Source organism: Paenibacillus sp. J2L1-98 (assembly GCF_056269405.1).
Genome location: NZ_JBWDNW010000001.1, coordinates 972,998 through 992,845 on the forward strand (window position 1 = coordinate 972,998; position 19,848 = coordinate 992,845).

The window sequence follows — 19,848 nt, forward strand, 5'->3', positions numbered from 1 at the left end:
CATCCTCTCTCATCTATTCCATAACACCAACTGCATGGAAACTGCCGAACCTACCAATTCATCACCGCTTTAATATTAGCAATCGGCTTGGCTGCAGCTTTGGTATTGGTTGCCTCCGTCGGATGCCAATCTGCAGCGAAGCCGTCTGCCGCCGATTGAACGTCAAACTTCATAGTGAGACGGACATGCATAAAGAAATGATTTGTTGGTGAATCGAAGCGACTTTTTCCTTGTGTACATCTTGATAGACTCCTTTTTTTAAAGTCTGTGTTTTTGAAAACGCTTTCCAATTGATTATATTACACTGCTTGATCATAAACCTTGATTTTCAGGCCATAAAATAACACGATATAGACATCGTTCAACCCTATTGTTGCTAATACTAAAGGAAGCTGCCGAACAAAATACAGAGCGTCGTATAAATATTGGAAAGCAAATAAAGTGAACCCTAAGCTTATCCCAACTTTGATAAAGAAAGAACCTCGAAATCTTGCTGGCGAGGTTCTTTCAATTTCATGTAATGTAATTAGATTAGCAGTTTATTCAAATCAAGTTCCTCAAGCTGCTGGAAGAGCTTATTATTTATTTCCTGACTGGTCATGGGGGACCGTAACGGTGACAGATGTTTCCTTAACATTCCCTGCACGATCTGCGGCTCTATAGTTAATCGTATAAACAAGAGGCTCCGTACCCTTAGCTTTTTTAGCCAGCAGCATGAATTCCGTATCGAATGTGCCGAAATCGGCCTGTTGAACCATGGATTCGTAGCTGTCGGCGGCGACGCTCGGCGTAATAGACAGCAGATCGACAGATTCCACCTGAGACAGCTCATCCTCCGTTTCAACGGTAGCTGTTACCTTAACCAGACGGTTGTTGGCCGGCCACAATGTTTCCTTATCCAGGACAACATTCAGGGTAGGAGCAACCGTATCAATGATCAAGCTTCTGTACGCCCACTCCGACCAGGCGCCCCGATTGTCCTTCGTGCGAACTCTGATCGACCAGTCTCCATCGGCCAATCCTTGCAACGTGTAGGATTCGGATGCACCTGTCAGTTCGCCGCTGTCTAGTTCGACCGTCTCCCAACCGTTACTGGAGGCTTGAACCTGATAGGCAGCTTGTACATCTGCATCGTCGGCGTCAAGGAACGTCCAGTCAAGCTGCGGACTGTTCAGATTGATCGCCTGACCATCCTGATACGAGGTGATCGAGGCGGTTGGAGCCGAATTCGTTTGGGACAACATCGCAACCAGGAAGGTCAGAGGCGAGTTGTAATTCAAGGCCTGCTCGTTGGTTTCCCAGTCGATGGAGGAAGAGTTGTAAGCCTTGGCGTTGAAGGTATAGATTTGTGTTCCAAAGTTATTCGGACCGCCAGGCATGTAACCGCTCGGCATCTCCAAGTTATAGTCTCCATTGTAAACTTCATGGATAGTTCTAGTCACTCGGCGCTCCCCGTGCCCGGTAATAAAGCTCAACTGAAGCGAGTTAATCCCAAGCAGATAGCCCAGATTGCTGGAGGCTACCTTCAGGTCGTCTTCATTATACAATCCCAGAAGGCGGCTGCCGATCGCGAGACCGACCGGAACGCCGGCATTATTGGAGTTCGCTCCCCAATAAAATCCATCCAGGGTGGAATTCCCCCACACCGATTTATTCCTATTGGCGTTGATGAGAATGTCACGCCATTGTACGAATTTATCGGTAAACCATGTCTTCACTGCGGCGTTCGGCTGCTCCCCCATCAAGTAATGATAGAATCCCATCCTTTGCAAGGAGCCGATATTGTGCGAGAACGTTTCATCCTCGAAAATAGAAGCGAAATTCAAGTAATTAGCGACGACGTAATCGTTATACACTTGCTCTCCGGTTGCCCGGTACAGCGTCGCTGCCGCATAGAAGCGGTCGTTCGCATCGCTGTTAGAGTTGTACGGACCATCCGGCTGCGGGATGAATTCCGGATGCTGCTCCAGATAGTTCCATCCGCGGAGAGCGGCGGCCTTCAGTGTCTCGGCATAACCCGTCAACCCCGGAACATCCTTCATGACGATATACGCATGAGCCAGGGCCCCAACTGCAGCAGCGGTGTGGTATGTCGGTATAAGTCTATTGCCTGCAGTTCCATCCATAATGAAGCGATTTGGCGCCTCATCCCGAATGACGTAAGCATAGAAGCCTCCTGTAGCCTCGTCCTGCATCTTGAGAATAAAATCAGTTTCAACCTTGATCTCGTCCAGCAGATCCGGGATACCGTTACCGCTTTCCGGGATATTCAACTGATTGTCATAGAATTGGCTCGGAAAGCTCTCGTATGCCCAGAGGAGATCAGAGATGGCTGTCGCTCCCACGGTGACGTATTTGCCCAAGTCGCCGGCATCCCACCATCCGCCTGAAACATCCTTCGTGACCGTCGGATTGGATTGGAACGGAAGGTTGTAGTCATCCTTGCGAGCGCCGGTCCTAGCGAAGATCCCTGCGTGTTCCGGTAACAGATCCACATTGGCGCGCTGGAAGTAAAAGAACTTCTGCACATCTTTCAAAAGAGTGCTATAGATGCCGTCGCCGATTTGGAATGCAACGGAAGGTTCAGCGGCCCCATCAACAGTCACCACATATTCGCCCGATGCGGTTAAGCCGGAGAAGTCCGCCTTCAGCACCTTCTCCCCGGAGGGTGCATCATACGCTGAGACCAAGGACAACGCGCCGGAGTAAGCGATGCTCATATCCGATGCATTTCTCACCTGAAAAGGAGTGCCGGGCATCGCGGTCAGCTCGTCGTAATAGCCGCTCACCAGAGCGTATTTCTCGCCGTTAATAGGATAACCGACCTGATTTACCTTGATCGGGGCATAACTTGCCGCCTTGTTCGGCGATTTGATGACAATATTGCTGAGCCAGAACGTTTTCGGATTGTTATCCCCGGTGAAGTTCAGCAACTGCACACTGGAACTACGGAAAATACTGTTGGAATCAAAGATATCCTTCAGCGGAACAGAATAATGTTTCCATTCTGTTGTAAGTTCTTCTCCTAACGGAATCGATGCAGTCACAGAGGTTTGAAGCGGATGCTGATCGTTATCCGTAAAAAACTCTCCGTTGACCAACCGTTCCGTGACGACATCAACAAATCCCACGGAGAAGGTTTCGCCGCCAACCGCTCCGACCGCATCGAACTCCAACGTGCCGTTCTCGTACGGGCTTAAATCGAAGGTTTGCCAACTGTTCAGGGTATAATTGGATCCCCAAAAGCTGTCGACAGCGATTTTCCTCGCTGCCTGGCCCATATACGTTTCATTCGTCGTCTGGCTGCCGTAATTCCACCCAAATCCATTGATCGCGAGCTCCTTCAGCTTGTTCCAGTCTGCGCCTCCGGGAGGCAGAAACGGATCGTTGTCATCAGCTGCAGCGGGAAGCGCGCACATCAGCAGAAGCGAAACGGACACAAATAAGGAAATGATTGATTTGGTGAATCCACTTGACTTTTTCCTTGTTTTCATCAAGCTAGTCTCCTTTTTTAATAGTTTTCTTTTATGAAAACGCATACAAATCGACCTTCTGAATGATTATATGACACAGTTTGACTATTAACCTTCATATTCAGGCCATAAAATAGCACGATAAAGACATGAAAAAACGGCGTACTTTTACGCAGCTTCCATTTAATACCATGCCAGGCGATTTGTGTTGCTACTCTGTTGAAGCCGGGCTTAGCTGAAAAAAAATTCCGCGAGCTTATTACGCTCACGGAATTTAGATGTTCACGCCGTTCATTCCTTGTTGATTACTTTTTCAAGGCCGCACCAACCGTTTTTTCGTAATTCTCCACTTGGAACTTAATAACATCGTCGTAGCCCAGACCTTTGGCTTTCGATACCATATCCTCTTTTAAGCTGGCAAACTCATTATCGTCCTTCGCGTACATCATCTTCCAGGAAAATTCCTTGATGACTTTGCCCACTTCGGCTTTCTTCTGCTTAATGTCGGAAGGTTCCTCCGTCCGAGCTTGCTCGCTAAAGTATGGAGGTTGCACGTCTACTTTGTTGTTCTTAACAACGTAGTCTCTCATCGTCAGTGCACCCATAGCGTCCCGCCAGCTCTTCGTGACCGGATTCGGATTTTTGTTCAGATAGGAGGTCCACATCGTGTAATCGTACGGTTCCCCGGTTTCCGGATTGATCATGGACAAATTAATCGTTCTGTTGTTGATTTGGTTTCCTCCGTCCTTGAACAGCCCGCCGCCGTATTCGGCAGGCATATCGACGGAGTTGGTAACCGCTTTATATCCGAATTCGGTTAGGGCCGGCTTGCCATCCTGGATATCCCACAGCAAGCCCTTCGGACCTAATTGGCTCTCCTGAACGCCCTCCGGCGAGAACAGCCAGTTCATGAATTGCATCACGCGCTCCGGATATTTTGTCTTCGAGCCAATGTACCAATGGTTTCCGCCATAAGGCGAGAATCCGACAGAAGACATTTGCTCTTCGGCGAATGGCACGAACGCAAAGCCTTTGCCTTCGTTTACGCGCTCCTCGGTGTTGTAGCCGTCGGTAAGCCAAGGGAATTGGGCGAATAGAATTTGTCCGTCACTATACTTATTGATCACGTCGGGAAACTTCTGCGTCAAAGAATCTGGATCGAGCAGCCCCATCTTATTCGCTTCAAAGAAGAATTTCAAACCTCTCATGTAGTAGCTGTCTTCGTCCAGCACGCCTTGCCATTTCGCTTCATCGGCCTTCGTCATCATCAGTTCGGCGTTATTGAAGCCATCCCCTTCATTATAGCCATAAAATTGGGCCATAACCTTGGGGTTCAGCGCCATCATCCCATCCCAGTCCGACCACAGTGAAAACCCGTACGTAGGCTTGCCGGAGTCGCTCTTTGGACTAAGCTCCTGCATTTGTTTGACAACGGTAAGGTAGTCTTCCAGCGTCTTGATTTCCGGGCTTCCCAGCTTCTGATATAAGTCCCAACGAAGCAGCGGACCAAACGTCATATTGGAGCCTTCGCTCGGGCCGCTGCCGCTGCCGATGTTACTGCCGACAGCGTAAATCGCCGTGCCGCCGCCGTACTGCTTGCTGATGGCTTCGAGCGACTGGCCGGCATATTTCTTAATGTCCTGGCCGTATTTGTCAAGCAGGCCGTCCTTGTTCCAATCCAGCAGCAAGCCGGCTTTGGTAGCATCCACTATATCGATTGCGACCGCGATGTCGCCCAAATCACCTGAGGCCATCATCGTAGCAGCTTTTTGCTGCCCGCCGGAAATAATGTTTAATTTGATGTTAAATTTATCCTTGATCAACTTTCCAAACCAACCCGGTTGCTCGCCGGTATAGTTGGCCAGGTTCGAGAATACATTCAGCGTGATCTCCGGTTGCTTCGAAGGATCGGTGCTTACTTCCGTCCCTGCGCTTTTGCCCGAGTTGCTTTCTGTGTTGCTTCCAGCGGAGCCGCTGCACGCGGATAAGAATACAAGCATGGCGATAATCGCGACAGCAGCCGCTGTCCATTTGTTTCTTTTTGTCATGTGTTTGTTACCCTCCTTGTCATGTACCTGCAAAAACCTTCTCTTTAATTCCTGAGAATGCTGACTCCCATTTGATAAATTTTCATGCGTACAACGACCCGCCTCACCCCCATGCTAGAATTTCCCATTTAACCCTTAACAGCCCCGATCATGATTCCTTTGACAAAGAATCGTTGAAAGAACGGATAGACGAGCAATATCGGAATGACGACAACCATCGAAACCGTCGTCCGAATCGAAGTGGCCGTCTGAATATTGGCCAAATTTGTATTGGTAGCCCCGGACTGCAACAGAGTTGCCAGCGATGTCGCTCCGTTAAAATAGCGATACAGGATAAATTGCAGCGTAAACAGCTTCGAATCTGTGACCAGGAACAAAGTGTCCTGGAACGAGTTCCACTGTCCGATGGCCGTGAAGATGGCGATCGTGGCCAGAATCGGCGTGATCAAAGGTATAACAATCTTCCAGAAGATCGTCAAATTGCCGGCTCCGTCGAGTTGCGCCGATTCCTGCAAGGAAATCGGCGTCGACTCGACAAACGTTTTGACAAGGATAATAAAGAACGGCGAGACGATCCCAGGCACAACATAGGCCAGGAAATTGTTGATGAGGCCAAGCTTAAGCATGACCAGGAACCATGGAATCAAACCGGCATTAAAGTACATTGTGGCGATGAGGAATCGGTACCAAAACTTGCGCCCCCACATTGTAGGTTTCGAAAACAAGTAACCAAGAAAACCCGAAGCGGCCACGGTCAGCACCGTGCCGATCAAAGTGCGACCAAAGGATACAAGCGTGGCTTGGCTCAGCCCTGGAATCTTGAACACTTGTATATAGTTGTTGAAATGCATCTCTTTGGGGTAGAACATAACGAGTCCTCTACTGCTCAAGTCGTTGCTGCTGATTGTATTGATGAACAAATAATAGAACGGAAAGAAACAAGCCAAAGTAAATAAGGCAAACAGCGTATAGTTAATTACGTCAAAAATTGTAATCCTGTTATTATTCCCCATGTCGGTTCTCCTCCTCGGTTGACTCAGATAACGCCTTCGCCGCGAACCAGCTTTGACAGGCTGTTGGCTACAAACAGCAAGATCAAGCTGACAATCGATTTCAGAATACTGACCGCTGTCGCGAACCCGAAGTTGTTGTTCACTACACCGACGTTGTACACATAAAGATCAAGCACCTCGATATGATTCATGTTTATCGCGTTCGAGAATACAAAATATTGCTCAAATCCATTATTGATAAAACCCGCGATTCCGAGTATGAGCAGCACGAAGAATGTCGGCATAATCCCTGGAACCGTCACGTGCCACATCAGACGGAATCGGCCTGCTCCGTCCACTCTCGCCGCCTCATACAATTCCGGATCGATGCCCGTAATCGCGGCAATGTACAAGATCGCTCCCCAGCCGAGTCCTTTCCATACCCCCCACAAAGTCATAGACAGCCAGGTGTGGTTGTCCGATGCGAGAATATTCAGCGGCCGTTCAATTAGGCCCATGTTCATGAGCAAATTGTTCAAGAAGCCATTGTCAACAGAAAACAACATGAAGGCGAAGGAGTACACCAGTACCCAACTGATAAAGTTCGGCAAAGTAGTGAGCGTCTGCACGATTTTCTTAAATGAACTGTTCTTTATTTCCATCAAGAATATCGCGAAGATAACCGGAAGAACCGAAGTCAGAATGCCAAGCGCACTGATCGCGAACGTGTTTCGCAAGACTCTGAGAACTTCCTCCATCTGGTACGGATTTGACACCAACGATGTAAACCATTGCAGACCAACAAACTCGGTCTGGGATAATGGAATGCCAGGTCTATAATCATAGAAGGCATAGATCCAGCCATAAAGCGGCAAATAAGCGAACACAAAAACGAGTACCAGAAAAGGTAAAGCCATGAAGAATAATTGGTATTTTTCTTTAAACTGAAACCGCTTCATCGCAGCTGATGTATAAGCTTGACCATTCAGTTTCGCTCCCATATTGCTCCCCCCGCCCGATTGATTTGACATCTCAACAACAACTCCCTCTATGATTTTGTTTTAGTAGTCCTCATCGAATGACAAAGAAGGATCGCTGTCTGGCTGCGCGACACGGATCTGTCCAGTAGCCGCGGGCTGCTTTGGCGAACGAAAAAGCAGCCGCCTTCGGCGCATACATTCGTTGTCATGTTATAGAACCAGTCGTCGTGATAGCGATGTCGGAGCGAAGATGCCTCCTGGACTCGGGACATTCGCTAACGGCAGCAGTCTCTCCGTGGTAAGACAATGTCCGATCTGGCGCCAATGAACAAGATCCTTGCTGTAAATGAGTGGAACCATCAAGAGCTCGTCACCAGATAACAGCCTTTCACGCCCCCGGCAAATGCTCGGGTTGGGATAAAATCCGGGAATAACCGGGGGGGATTTGCGCCTAAACCATCAATGAAAGTAGCGCCACCGAACTTGAAACCGCTTACTTTTTTTCAAACTCGAATTTATTGTCTCGTAGTCGGCCTTCATTCTAAACCCCCATATTCGCCGTGCTGACAATTCTACTCACACTCCCGATTTCTTGAATTTCTCCTTCAATACGGATTATATACGATGTTATAACACTAAACCTTGAATTTCAGGACAAAAAGTAGCATGATATAGACTTCCATCTACTCATCGACTTGGGGGGGATACGAATGAGCATTAAAACAATATCCTTAATTTTCAATCCATGGATAAGCACAAAACCGCCCCCTGCACGAAAGTACAGGGGGCGCATGGAAATTCCCGCTTGCTATAGCAAACTGAAGCCGGTGACTGAAACTCACTCTTTCGATAACTCTGATGCGCTACGACATCCCAGCTTTACATGAATCATTTCATTTATCAGAAGATCCAGCTCCTGACTCTTACTTATTACATCGGGATCAAGGAAATTATACTGATGTAATAAAGCTAATTGATATAATGACTTACGCAAGATTTCAATATCATTCTTACTCAGTCCCCCCTCCTCCTTTCTGAAGAGATGAGAGAGTGATGGTCCTCATCCTTGTACCACATCCGGAAACCGCCGTCCGGCAACGGTAGCACAAGCATCAACAGGCTTGAAGGGCCGATCATGCATCCGCCAAGCGACGTCCAGCATGTGGCGCCAAGATTCGGGGTTGCCCGCAGCGTTCAGTGATTAATCGATCTCGCTAGAAGCAAGAGCTCTGGTACAAATGCGGAAGCAGTCCTTAAGGACGACCGATCGGAGATAGAATATTATATTTTTCCTATGAGATATTCTTGTTTTCCGTCCCGTAAAAATACCGGAATCGTGTTTAGAGGAGCTTCAACATAAATGGTTTGTCCGCCTGCGAAGATACTTCCTGTACGTGCATCCGTCCAATTTGAACCTTCAGGCAAATATACCTCTCTTGATTCAGCGCCTTCATAAAGGATTGGGGCAACCAACAGATCCGGACCATACAGGTATTCGTCTTTAATATCCCAGACCTTATCGTCATTCTGGAATTCATAGAAGAGCGGCCTCATAACCGGCGCACCTTTCTCATGGGCTTCCTTCATCAACTCACGGGTATAATCCCTTAAGGCTTCCCGCAGTTCCATATATTTAACCAATATATCGTAAGCCTCGTCCCCAAAGCTCCATACCTCGTTGTTTCCGCCTGTATTTAATGCTTTGCTGCCGTCTTTTCTGAATACTTCCTTGCCTCCCCTGCGATCGCCATGCAATCTCATAACAGGACAGAAAGCCCCCCATTGGAACCATCTGATTAGCAATTCACGGAATTTGGGATCGTCCGGGTTACCTCCTGAAAAGCCTCCGATATCCGTCGTCCACCAAGGGATCCCCGCCATCCCCATATGAAGGCCTGCAACGATTTGTTTTCTGAAATCCTCAAAAGAAGAGTGAATATCTCCCGACCACACTAATGCGCCGTATCGTTGGCTGCCTGCCCAAGCGCAGCGAACCGTGTTTACGATTTTGTCCTGTCCTTCCGCCTGCATTCCGTCATAAAAGGTTTTGGAATAGCGCTGCGGATATATATTTCCGATTTGAACATTAGGTCCCATTGCGTAGCGATAATTATCAAAATCATACACATCGTATTCAGGTTCTGCTTCATCCAGCCAGAAGATGTTGATTCCATAATCATAATAATTCTTTTTGCATTTTGACCATACATACTCCCTGGCTTTAGGGTTTGTAGCATCAAAATAAATACTGGAAGGGAACCAATCCATCATGGCAACTTGGACTCCCCTTTCAGCTTTAATCAAATAACCCTTTTGGCGCATTTCTTCAAAATTTTCGCTATAGCGGTCAACCTGAGGCCAAACCGAAACCATCAATTCGATTCCCATGGATTTCAGCTCATCCACCATTGCCTTCGGATCAGGGAAAAATTCTTCCTCAAATCTAAAGTCCCCCTGTTTGGGCCAGTGGAAAAAGTCAACTACGATTACATCGATCGGCAGCTTTCTTTTCTTATATTCCCTCGCAACCTTGAGCAGCTGTTCCTGATTATAATATCTTAATTTGCACTGCCAGAAGCCAAGTCCATATTCAGGCATCATGGGAACGGTACCAACCGCTTTTCCGTACGCGGCTTCGATTTCTGCCGGTGAATCGCCTGCCGTTATCCAATAATCCAGCTGTTTTGTGCTTTCTGCAACCCATTCGGTTCTATTATTCGCGAAGTTAACTTTTCCGATCGCCGGATTATGCCATAAGAAGCCATACCCTTTGCTGGAATACAAAAACGGAACACTGGCTTGGGAATTACGATGAGCCAATTCGAGCGCGGAGCCTTTCAAATCAAAGGTTTCTTGTTGGTATTGACCCATTCCGTAGATTCTTTCACCATCATTTCCTGCAAAGGAAACCGTTAATTGATGATCCCCTCCGATAATCGATTTGAATGCTCTTGCCCGAAGCTTTAAAGCTCCGCCAGCGCCTATTTCTTGAAGCAATAATTCTCCTTTTTCATTATAAAAAGAAATTCGTCCCGGAGTATCCCACCTCGAATGTCTGACCACCGCCTTTATCTTACCGTTTTGAATGGAAGCCATTTCAGCTTCATCATCGATCTCAATTGCAGCTTCCGCATCGCCATTAACAGGCAGTAAGGCATAGTCCGTATCCAGTATTTCACCCATCATTTGGGAGCGGATACGCAAACTGTTTTCACCCCAAGCTTCAATTTGCAAGGTTTCTCCGTTATACTCAAAAATCAGCTTCCCATTCTCGGCTGTAAAAAAATTCATAATTATCCCCTTCCGCAAATGCGTTAAAGTCCAATTGTATTGCTTATTAAATTCCGCGCTTCATTCTCGAAGCAAGAGGAGCTTGTCCCATCGGGGAGACAGGAATGATGAACGGATTTCCCTCAAACGGTCAATAAGACGTAACGCTTTCCGCTTTCTACATGGAACCCGATCCATCCATTCGCATCTTGAACATATTGAACCTCTTCACCATCCTGCGTAATCCTGACCTTCCGCTTGGCAAGAACTTGGCAAGTCTGCGTTATGGAAACTTCGATTTCCGCCTTTAACAACGCGCCGTTGTTCCATTCCAAATCGACTTCATAGCCCCCTCGGCCCCGCAACCCTTTGACAAACCCGTCTCTCCAGGAATCAGGCAACGCCGGCAGAAGTTCCAAGTATCCCTGATGGGATTGCAGCAACATCTCTGCGACCCCCGCCGTGGCCGCAAAGTTACCGTCGATTTGGAAGGGAGGATGTGCGTCGAACAGATTGGCATATACGCCGCCTCTGTCATGATTGATCGGTTCGTCGCTCTTCACGAGAGTAAGCAAATTCGAGATCAATCGTTCTGCGCGATTGCCGTCCTTGAATCTTGCCCATAAGCCGATTTTCCAGCCAAGGCTCCATCCTGTCCCCTCGTTTCCTCTAATTTCAAGCGATTTTTTCGCCGCTTGGAACAGATCGGGAGCAGACCGCTCAGTAATGAGCCGTCCCGGATAAACCCCGACAAGATGAGAGACGTGACGATGATGAACATCCTCATCTTCGAAATCCTCGGACCATTCTTGCAATTGACCGTACTTGCCGATTTGGAGAGGCAACAGCCTTTGCTTCCTCTCTGCCAGCGTCATAGCAAAATCTTCATCGACCTTCATGCATTCCGCCGCTTTGATGCAGTTGTCGAATAATTCGCCGATCAGTGAGAGATCCATGGTCGTCGCCGTGCTTACGGCTCGATGCTTATCGCCAACCCGGAATTTATGCTCGGGAGAGGTCGAAGGCGAAGTAATAAAATAACCATCCTGATCTTCAATAAGCCAGTCCAAGCAGAACAACGCCGCTTCCTTCATGATCGGGTACGCTGTATGCCGCAAATAAGCTTCGTCCCCGCTGAACGCGTAATGCTCCCACAGATGCTGAGTCAACCATACGCCGCCCATCGGCCAGAACGCCCAAACAGGGTCTCCATCCCCGAAATCGCCTACTGGCGCCGTTTGTCCCCACAAATCCGAATTATGGTGCGCAACCCATCCCCGTGCGCCATAGTTCGTTTCCGCCGTCTTCTTGCCGTTAACGGCCAGTCTGCCGATGAAATCGATCAGCGGCTCGTGCAGCTCCGCCATATTGCACGTTTCCGCAGGCCAATAATTCATTTCCGCGTTAATATTTAGCGTGTAATTACTGCTCCATGGCGCCCTCGTTTCTTCATTCCATATGCCTTGAAGATTGGCCGGACTGGTTCCCGGGCGCGAACTGGCCATCAACAAGTAACGTCCATAATGGAACAATAGCTCTACCAGGCCTGGATCGCTGCTGCCGTATTCGGCAATGCGCCGATCCGTAGGCATATCTGCGGGAGCCTTGCTTTCGCCCAGATGCAGGGCAACCCTGCCGAACAGATTGCCATGATCGTCCACATGACGGTTTCGAATATCCTTATATTCCTTCTCGCATATGGCCTGAATCGCTATTGCGGTCCATTGTCCCGGATCGCGTTCAGAGTTGCTCGCGCCGAGCCCAAAGTCAAAGCTTGTCGCCGCGCTGAAGTACAAGGTTGCGACAGTAGCACCGATGACTTGCAAGCCGTCCGCATCAACCCGCATCGTTCCGCCTTCATGTACGACCGCCAGGCGTCCATGGAATTCCAAGCCTTTCGACGTATTGGAATCGCCGTAACGCACGGGATCTTCCGCATCGCGGTAATTAGGCTCGACGTGCTCCGGCGCTGCGCCGGAAATCGTAAAGTGATCGCCATCCGCTTTCGATGTATATCGGAGCGGACTGTCCAGCTTTGCCCGAAAGCTAAGGAAACCCTCCTTGCCCGCCGTTAATCGCACGACAATCGCCTGATCGGGATGAGTCGCGAATATTTCACGGGTAAATTGAACACCGCCGACGTTATAGGCTACCGTCGCAATGCCGGTAGAGAGATCAAGCTTTCGGCTATACCCCCGGCGGCTTAGCTGACCGTGATCCATCACAATGTGCAAATCGCCGAAAGGCAAATAAGATTGCGTATAAGGTCCCAGCATTTCCTTGCAGAGCCGATCCGCTTCCTCGTACTTCTCTTGCGCGATAAGCTCCCGCACTTTCGGCAGCGCCGCTTTCGCCCCCGGATTATTCCAATCCCCGGGGTAACCTGACCATAGCGTATCTTCATTTAAAGCGATCCGTTCTTTCTCGATACCCCCGAAGACCATCGCGCCTAGCCTGCCGTTTCCGACGGGAAGCGCTTCTACCCAATAGACGGCTGGGGAATGAAACTGAATTTGCATTTGGATTTCATGTCCTCCCTTTTAATATGAATGCATTTCTATCAATCTTCCGCTCCAAGATTTAACTCAAATTCCTTGTCGCGGTCACAGCACAGAACACCGTCCACAACTTCCAGCTTAGCAACCTGAATGGACGAACGGCGCATTTCATAGCCCGAATCTTCGTTATGCCCATTAACACGGCCAGGGTGAGTGAAATAAAAGATATATCCCTCTTCCCCTTGTACGACCACATCTGCGTGAAGGCCGATCGTCCCGTCATCCTCACGTTTGCCAGGCTGGTCGAGAATGATGCCGTTTCGTTCCCACGTCTGAAGATCATCGGAACGGTACACGCCCTGCCCGTGCCACTCGTCCGTAATCATCCAATAATAGCCGCCCAAGCGGAACACGTTCGGTCCTTCCTGGGAACGCTCGGTAATGACCGGCCCCGCTACCTGCCAGTGGTAGAGATCGCTGCTATCTGCTGCATACATATGAGAGTGATGGCCCTCATCCTTGTACCACATCCGGAAGCGGCCGTCCGGCATCTGGTACACGCATGCATCAATAACATTTCCCGAGCTCAAGCCGAGCTTGGAAACTAAGCGCCATTCCAGCAAATTCGGGCTGGTATAATGCAGCATGTCCCTCGGATGCCCCCAATGATCGGGTACTCCTTGAATATAACTAACGTACATATGATACAATCCGTCGTGCCAGATGATCTCCGGCGCCCAGAACGTATTTCTTCCCCATACAAAATCCAGCCCCTGCAGTACGCCGCGGTATACCCACTCCTTGCCGCCGTCGCGGGAAACCGCCACGCCGAGGTCGGTTCCATGAACCCACGCATAGCCCCTTCCCTCTGCGGTCGCTCGGCGGTTCGTATAGATCATCCACCATTCCTTGGTCTGACGATTCCAAATGACTACAGGATCTGCTGCTCCGTCATAGATTGGGTCTCTAAACAATGGCGATCTCATTCATTCTCCACTCCCATAGAAAGTATGTTCGAACTTCATGTACGCTTACAATGCTCCTGACGACCTCATAACAAAATTGGTCTACATCGATATAACCCTGTTCACGCTCGCAGTTATAGCTATATAACCCGATTCGATCGCCCCTATAATTCCCCCATCCCAGCTGATACGCGTCTCCAAAGCCCGTAAAATGTACCCCATCGACGCTATATTCGAAACGGTTGATCCCGTCTATGTTCCACACAGACCTTACCCAAAGGGTGGAACCCGTTAATTCCGGGCCCCATTCTACGGTACCCGAATTGTTAAACTTCAGAACCTTTGTCCCATTCTGTTGTTGAACGCCAATCGTGCAATAGGTTTGTGCAAAATGGCAAAGCCCCGCTTCTTGCCCGTCCGCCATGCCGTTGATTTCTATTGTTACGGTTGCCGCATTGTGAACGGTTCTAAACGCTCTTTGTGTAATGATGTTGCAGACGGTAAAAAAGTTGTCCTTGTCAATGGGTTGGCATGCGTGCAGACGCAAATAGCCGGGCCGGGCCGTTAACGACCATTTGTCGGCTCTCGGCTGATGGTTCCATTCCCAATACGGCTCAAGTACCGCTCGGTCAAAATCGTCATTTGTAGAAAGAACTGTCACGTGATGTCCGTTTATGGGCTTCCTCCCTCCCCATACCATCTCCCCGATTCCGTCGCCGTCCGTATCGTTTCCGATGATCGGCCATCCGTCAACCCATGTTACGGGCAGCAAGTGAAGCGTTCTCCCTTCGTAATACCCTCCCGTTCCTTGATGACTAATGAAATACCACTCCCCGGAAACCGTCTGGACAAGTCCGCCTTGATTCGGCTCCCGGTCTACATCCATGCCGTGCGTATGGATAATTTCCTTTTCCTCATAAGGCCCATAAATATGTTCGGACCTTAACATCATGACGACTCTGACTTCAACGCCTTCCTTACAGCGAACCTCGCTGTGGAAAAAATAATAGGTTCCATTTATTTTGTAGAGCTTATTGGCTTCGCTCCCTTTGTATTGATGGATAATCGTATCGCTGTCATGCAACAGCTCTTTGCCGTCTTCACTAAGTTTAATTAAATGGATATTATAGTTATCGGCAAAATTAGTGGCAACCAGGTAGCCTTGTCCGTCATCGTCCCAGAATGGACAGCAATCGTCCCAGCCGGTGACCTGCCAAACCCGATGAAGCGGCTCCCAAGGTCCCGCAGGATCGGAAGCCGTGCTCATAAACAATCCTTCATCGGGCGTGAAAAAATATACCCAAAATTTATCCTCGTGGAATCGGATGGCACCTGCCCAGACGCCTCTGCCGTAACGGTTCATTCGATCGTAATTGTATTCCGGACCGATGCTTATCAAATCTTGCACTACATGCCCGATCATGCTCCAATTCACAAGATCTTTGGAATGCAGCACCGCCATCCCCGGAGAGCAATGCAAAGTAGAGGAGATGCAGTAATAATCATCCCCGACTCGAATGACATCCGGATCGCTATAATCGCCAGGCAAGACAGGATTGATATAGGTGCCGTCCCCCTGGTCTCCCCAGGACCCCTTCTGCGATAATAGATAGTAGTTATCCTCCATAACACCGTAATCCTTTCCATTCTAAATTTGGCTTTTAACAAGATGATCATGCATGACGGAAAGTCCGGAACATGACGTTCATGTTCCGGACTTCCGCTGGCTCATTCACTGACGCTGCAATCTACTCGTTCATCACAGCCGATACTTCCTGATCGGTTAAAGCAACGTTATAGATGCGGAAGTCGTCCACACGTCCGTCGATATAAGGATTGGAGGAAGATTCCGAGCGGCCAATCCACCGCGAACGCCCGGTATGTCAGGATTACGGTTACCGGACTGCCAAGCGGCGCTAATTTCGCCAAAATTTTTATCCATCATTTCAGCTCCTTTTACATAAGATCCCTAGTTACATGCCGGGCTCCTGTGCAAGAAGCCCGGCAACTATAACTTGGCGGCAATTAAAAATTACTTAATGCCTATCTTGGCTGCCTCTTCGTTAACTTCTTTGATCGCTTCCGGAACGCCTTTGGCGTCGTATCCCTTGACGATTTCTTTCCACTGGGCGATCGGATCTCCTTTGCCCAAAATGACTTTAAAGATGTCATCAATAATATTTGGGTCTAGAGCCGTAAACTTATTTTTGGCTGGAGTCGATATCGCATTGAATTTAGAGTTGAAAGGCATCTGCGTATCTTCTTGTTTATATTGATTGAATGTATCAATCTCCAGCTTCAGCAGTGCCGCAACCTCAGGATCGGAGCTCACTACTTTTTTGCCCTTATACAGGAGGGTATCCCATGCGGCAAGCCAAACCAGTTTGGACGTGATCGGATATTTGTTAGCAAGCGTTTCATCTTGTTTGAGCAGGGAAACGTATTTTCCATTTTCCACTTTGTAATCGACATTCTCGATTCCGTTAATGCCCAGGACTCTGTATTCATCAGACAGCATGTAATCCATCACTTGAAGCGCTCGTTTGAATTTCTCGTCGCTGAGCGTACCTGGGAAAAACGTATTGGACCAGAAAGGAGCACCAGCCATCGTATAACGTTTGCCATCAGCCGCAGGCCAAATATTCATAAAACCGATTGCTTTGGAAGCGCTAACGCCCGGGTTCGCTTTTTTGAACATGGCTACTTGATCATCGCCCCCAACATTACCATAAAGCGCAAAGCTTTGGCCGGACAAGAACTTGTTCGTGCCGTCGGCGTCTTTCTGAATCGCAAAGTCCTTGTCAAGAACACCTTCCGTATAGAGCGTACGAAGCTGCTGGATACCGGTATAGGCTCTCTCCGACGTAAAGGCAGGAATCCACTTGCCGTTCTCTTGAGTCCAGTTATTGCTGTACACCATTTCAGGGAAGCTTCCCAGGAATTGCGTTAACAGGTAACCTTTCGAGTTAATCGTCAAGCCGGCGATTCCAGGGTGCTGCTTCATGACGGCTTTGGTCATAGCCAGGAACTCCTCAAAGCTTTGCGGCTCCTTTGTAAATCCGGCTTGCTCCGCCCAATCCTTCCGATAACGGATTGGTCTGCCTAATCTGGCGTCGCCGATATCCTCGTTGCTAAAGCGCGGGATCGAATAAAATTTCCCATCCACCTTGAGCGGTTGCACAGACTCATTGGACATGATTTTTTGCAGATTCGGATATGGGCTCAAATCGTCAGGGAGCGGTTTGAGAACGCCTTGCTTGGCCCAGGTTTGGTACATCCCCATATCAATCTCGTTTGCGAACATATCGGGAAGCTGCTTGGACGCGGCCCATACTTTCGCTTTCTCCTGCCAGTCGTTCCAGGTAATATTAACCGGTTTGATCGTGACGTTGAATTTCTTGGTCAAATCGTTGTAAACGGTGTCATTCTTTGCATTCGGAGCGTCAAAGCCCGTTTGGATGTCCCATACGGCAACGCTCAGCTCCAGTGGCTTGCTCAAATCGTCCGCGCTTTGTGTCGTGTTAGCCGCTTGGCCCGGGGATGTATTTGGAGACTGATCCTCCCCTTTGCCGCAGCCAGATAACACAGTCACTAGGGCAAGAAGCAGCGCCGCCCCAACCTTTACTCTTTGTTTCAACTTCATCCTGCAAACCCTCCTTATTGTTTTGAAACCTGAATATATATAACAACGGCCGAAGCCATTATTATCATTCCTTCACGGAACCCATCATGATCCCCGCATTAAAGTATCTCTGCACGAAGGGATAAATCATCAGGATCGGAACAGCGGAGACGATGATCATCGCCGACTTTACCGATTCGGTATACACGTTCCGAGTTTGTGCGGCCAACTGTGCACCCATCGAACTATTCATGACCTGACTCAGATTAGTGATAGCATCTCTTAGCACAAGCTGCATCGGGTGCAGGCTGGTATCGTTAATAAACAGCATCGGAAGCCACCATTCATTCCATCGGTCAACCGCATAAAACAATGACATGGTAGCCATAATCGGCAGTGAAACAGGTACAATAATACGAATGAGTATAGTCAAATCGTTAGCCCCGTCGATTTTTGCTGATTCCTCAAGAGAAGGATTGACGGATCCGAAGAAGTTTTTCATCAGGATTAAGTTGAATGCGTTTACAGCCACAGGCAAAATCATGACAAGCAAACTATTCTGCAGGTGAAGACCCTGAATCGTCAAATAAAAGGGAATAAGGCCGCCTGAAAAAAACATCGTCAAGATGATGCCAAGAAAGATAAAATTGCGCCCGGGCATCGAGCTCTTGGATAACGCATAAGCTCCTGCCGTCGTGACCGCCAGACAGACCAATGTGCCCGATACGGTCACGATAACCGATATCAACAAGCCATTGACGACCCTCCCTTGATGAAAGATATACTGATACGAAGAAAAATCAATCGATCGGGGCCAAATCATAACCCCCCCTGCCCTCATGTCCAATACGGTAGACAAGGATTGAACAAGCGTTTGATAAAACGGGAATGCAGTCGCAATCGCGCCAAGCCCCAAGATGAGGGTGATAAGTGCATTAGATATCGAAAATCGCTTCAATAGAGGCCCTCCTCCTTAAAAACACGTTTCACAAAAAAGTTTGCCCCAAACAGAAGTAAGCAATTAATGGCCGATTTCAGCAAACCGACCGTTGTCGAGTAGCCGAACCCCGTAGCATCCACAAATGCGCTGCGGTATACGAACGTATCGAGAATATCGGCACGTTCATAAACGGCAGGGTTATACAAATTGAATATTTGGTCGAATCCGCCATTCATAATGTTGCCGACTGCCAATATAAGCAGAATGGCTGCCGTATTGCGAAGCACCGGCCATGTAATGGCTTTCATTTGCTGGTAACGGTTAGCCCCGTCAATGCCCGCCGCCTCGTAAAGCTCGGGGTTGATGCCCGCGATGGCCGCCAGATAAATAATGGATGACCAGCCTGCTTCTTTCCAAATACTCGACGTGAAAAGCAAGCCCAGAAAACTCCCGTTGTGCAACAGTATCGAATTTTTTTCAAATCCGAATAGCACCAAAATTTGATTAAGCACACCTTGATCGTTGAGAATATTCGTGATGATTCCGCTTAATACAACCCAGCTGATGAAATGCGGAAACGTAAATACGGTTTGATAGATCCGCTTTAGTCTTCCGAATCTCATTTCATTCAACAGGATCGCCAGCAGAATCGGAATCGGGAATTCGATAATCAAACGCCCGAAGCTGATGAGCATGGTGTTATTAAAAGCATGCTTGAAGTTCGGATCGCTCAGCACATCACGAAAGTTTTGAAAGTTGTTCCAGGGACTATCCATAATCCCCAGCATGTAATTGAAATCCTTAAAAGCAAGGACCACGCCGTACATGGGCACGTACGCAAAGATCAGAAAAAACAACACGGTTGGCAATATCATCAAATAGAAGTATTTATGCTTGACGACTTCCTGCCACTTGTGACGGTTGGCTTCTAATCCCGACTGCCTCCTGTACTTGAATTGACTTACAGAATTTTGCATTATCCCTCTCGCCTCCAAATCTTCTCTATGAGGAAAATTATAAAGCAAGCGCTTTCTTAAGGGTATGTCCCTCGATTAGTGGT

General features: G+C 48.4%; 15 protein-coding genes. All 15 read right to left on the reverse strand.

The window, feature by feature from the left end:
* Positions 1-50: 50 nt before the first annotated feature.
* Positions 51-173 (reverse strand): hypothetical protein, encoded by a 123-nt coding sequence (locus AC0YNZ_RS04380; RefSeq protein WP_475825423.1) that lies wholly within the window; start codon positions 171-173, stop codon positions 51-53.
* Positions 174-578: 405 nt separating this feature from the next.
* Complete coding sequence (locus tag AC0YNZ_RS04385) at positions 579-3,494, reverse strand: glycoside hydrolase family 9 protein (protein ID WP_475825424.1); 2,916 nt, start codon at positions 3,492-3,494, stop codon at positions 579-581.
* 284 nt (positions 3,495-3,778) lie between these two features.
* Positions 3,779-5,521, reverse strand: a complete 1,743-nt coding sequence (locus AC0YNZ_RS04390; protein ID WP_475825425.1) for a type 2 periplasmic-binding domain-containing protein — start codon at positions 5,519-5,521, stop codon at positions 3,779-3,781.
* Positions 5,522-5,649: 128 nt separating this feature from the next.
* The gene (locus tag AC0YNZ_RS04395; RefSeq protein ID WP_475825426.1) at positions 5,650-6,534 is read right to left on the reverse strand and encodes a carbohydrate ABC transporter permease; all 885 of its coding nucleotides are present in this window, start codon (positions 6,532-6,534) and stop codon (positions 5,650-5,652) included.
* A gap of 23 nt (positions 6,535-6,557) precedes the next feature.
* Positions 6,558-7,544, reverse strand: coding sequence for an ABC transporter permease (locus AC0YNZ_RS04400; protein ID WP_475825427.1), 987 nt, complete (start codon positions 7,542-7,544; stop codon positions 6,558-6,560).
* A 159-nt stretch (positions 7,545-7,703) separates the two neighbouring features.
* Positions 7,704-7,925 carry a hypothetical protein gene (locus AC0YNZ_RS04405; protein ID WP_475825525.1) on the reverse strand — a complete coding sequence of 74 codons (222 nt, stop codon included), beginning with the start codon at positions 7,923-7,925 and terminating at the stop codon, positions 7,704-7,706.
* 406 nt (positions 7,926-8,331) lie between these two features.
* Complete coding sequence (locus AC0YNZ_RS04410) at positions 8,332-8,511, reverse strand: aspartyl-phosphate phosphatase Spo0E family protein (protein WP_475825526.1); 180 nt, start codon at positions 8,509-8,511, stop codon at positions 8,332-8,334.
* Between the two features lie 263 nt (positions 8,512-8,774).
* The gene (locus AC0YNZ_RS04415) at positions 8,775-10,784 is read right to left on the reverse strand and encodes a glycoside hydrolase family 31 protein (protein ID WP_475825428.1); all 2,010 of its coding nucleotides are present in this window, start codon (positions 10,782-10,784) and stop codon (positions 8,775-8,777) included.
* A 122-nt stretch (positions 10,785-10,906) separates the two neighbouring features.
* Positions 10,907-13,282 (reverse strand): glycoside hydrolase family 95 protein, encoded by a 2,376-nt coding sequence (locus AC0YNZ_RS04420; protein ID WP_475825429.1) that lies wholly within the window; start codon positions 13,280-13,282, stop codon positions 10,907-10,909.
* A 41-nt stretch (positions 13,283-13,323) separates the two neighbouring features.
* Positions 13,324-14,247 carry a family 43 glycosylhydrolase gene (locus AC0YNZ_RS04425; RefSeq protein ID WP_475825430.1) on the reverse strand — a complete coding sequence of 308 codons (924 nt, stop codon included), beginning with the start codon at positions 14,245-14,247 and terminating at the stop codon, positions 13,324-13,326.
* Positions 14,228-15,853, reverse strand: coding sequence for a glycoside hydrolase family 43 protein (locus AC0YNZ_RS04430; protein ID WP_475825431.1), 1,626 nt, complete (start codon positions 15,851-15,853; stop codon positions 14,228-14,230). The genes AC0YNZ_RS04425 and AC0YNZ_RS04430 overlap by 20 nt, the downstream gene beginning before the upstream one ends.
* A 121-nt stretch (positions 15,854-15,974) precedes the next feature.
* A complete protein-coding gene (locus AC0YNZ_RS04435) occupies positions 15,975-16,088 on the reverse strand; it encodes a LamG-like jellyroll fold domain-containing protein (protein ID WP_475825527.1) in 114 nt (37 codons plus the stop codon).
* 170 nt (positions 16,089-16,258) lie between these two features.
* Complete coding sequence (locus AC0YNZ_RS04440; RefSeq protein ID WP_475825432.1) at positions 16,259-17,869, reverse strand: extracellular solute-binding protein; 1,611 nt, start codon at positions 17,867-17,869, stop codon at positions 16,259-16,261.
* A 64-nt stretch (positions 17,870-17,933) separates the two neighbouring features.
* Complete coding sequence (locus AC0YNZ_RS04445; RefSeq protein WP_475825433.1) at positions 17,934-18,806, reverse strand: carbohydrate ABC transporter permease; 873 nt, start codon at positions 18,804-18,806, stop codon at positions 17,934-17,936.
* Positions 18,803-19,765 carry an ABC transporter permease gene (locus AC0YNZ_RS04450; protein WP_475825434.1) on the reverse strand — a complete coding sequence of 321 codons (963 nt, stop codon included), beginning with the start codon at positions 19,763-19,765 and terminating at the stop codon, positions 18,803-18,805. Before AC0YNZ_RS04450 ends, AC0YNZ_RS04445 begins: the two co-directional genes overlap by 4 nt.
* Positions 19,766-19,848: the final 83 nt, after the last annotated feature.

Bases quoted from the DNA above. Each gene is read 5' to 3' on its own strand.
- AC0YNZ_RS04440 (WP_475825432.1), bottom strand. From the start codon at position 17,869: ATGAAGTTGAAACAAAGAGTAAAGGTTGGGGCGGCGCTGCTTCTTGCC.
- AC0YNZ_RS04380 (WP_475825423.1), bottom strand. From the start codon at position 173: ATGAAGTTTGACGTTCAATCGGCGGCAGACGGCTTCGCTGCAGATTGG.
- AC0YNZ_RS04390 (WP_475825425.1), bottom strand. From the start codon at position 5,521: ATGACAAAAAGAAACAAATGGACAGCGGCTGCTGTCGCGATTATCGCC.
- AC0YNZ_RS04395 (WP_475825426.1), bottom strand. From the start codon at position 6,534: ATGGGGAATAATAACAGGATTACAATTTTTGACGTAATTAACTATACG.
- AC0YNZ_RS04400 (WP_475825427.1), bottom strand. From the start codon at position 7,544: ATGTCAAATCAATCGGGCGGGGGGAGCAATATGGGAGCGAAACTGAAT.
- AC0YNZ_RS04415 (WP_475825428.1), bottom strand. From the start codon at position 10,784: ATGAATTTTTTTACAGCCGAGAATGGGAAGCTGATTTTTGAGTATAAC.
- AC0YNZ_RS04430 (WP_475825431.1), bottom strand. From the start codon at position 15,853: ATGGAGGATAACTACTATCTATTATCGCAGAAGGGGTCCTGGGGAGAC.
- AC0YNZ_RS04385 (WP_475825424.1), bottom strand. From the start codon at position 3,494: ATGAAAACAAGGAAAAAGTCAAGTGGATTCACCAAATCAATCATTTCC.
- AC0YNZ_RS04450 (WP_475825434.1), bottom strand. From the start codon at position 19,765: ATGCAAAATTCTGTAAGTCAATTCAAGTACAGGAGGCAGTCGGGATTA.
- AC0YNZ_RS04420 (WP_475825429.1), bottom strand. From the start codon at position 13,282: ATGCAAATTCAGTTTCATTCCCCAGCCGTCTATTGGGTAGAAGCGCTT.
- AC0YNZ_RS04425 (WP_475825430.1), bottom strand. From the start codon at position 14,247: ATGAGATCGCCATTGTTTAGAGACCCAATCTATGACGGAGCAGCAGAT.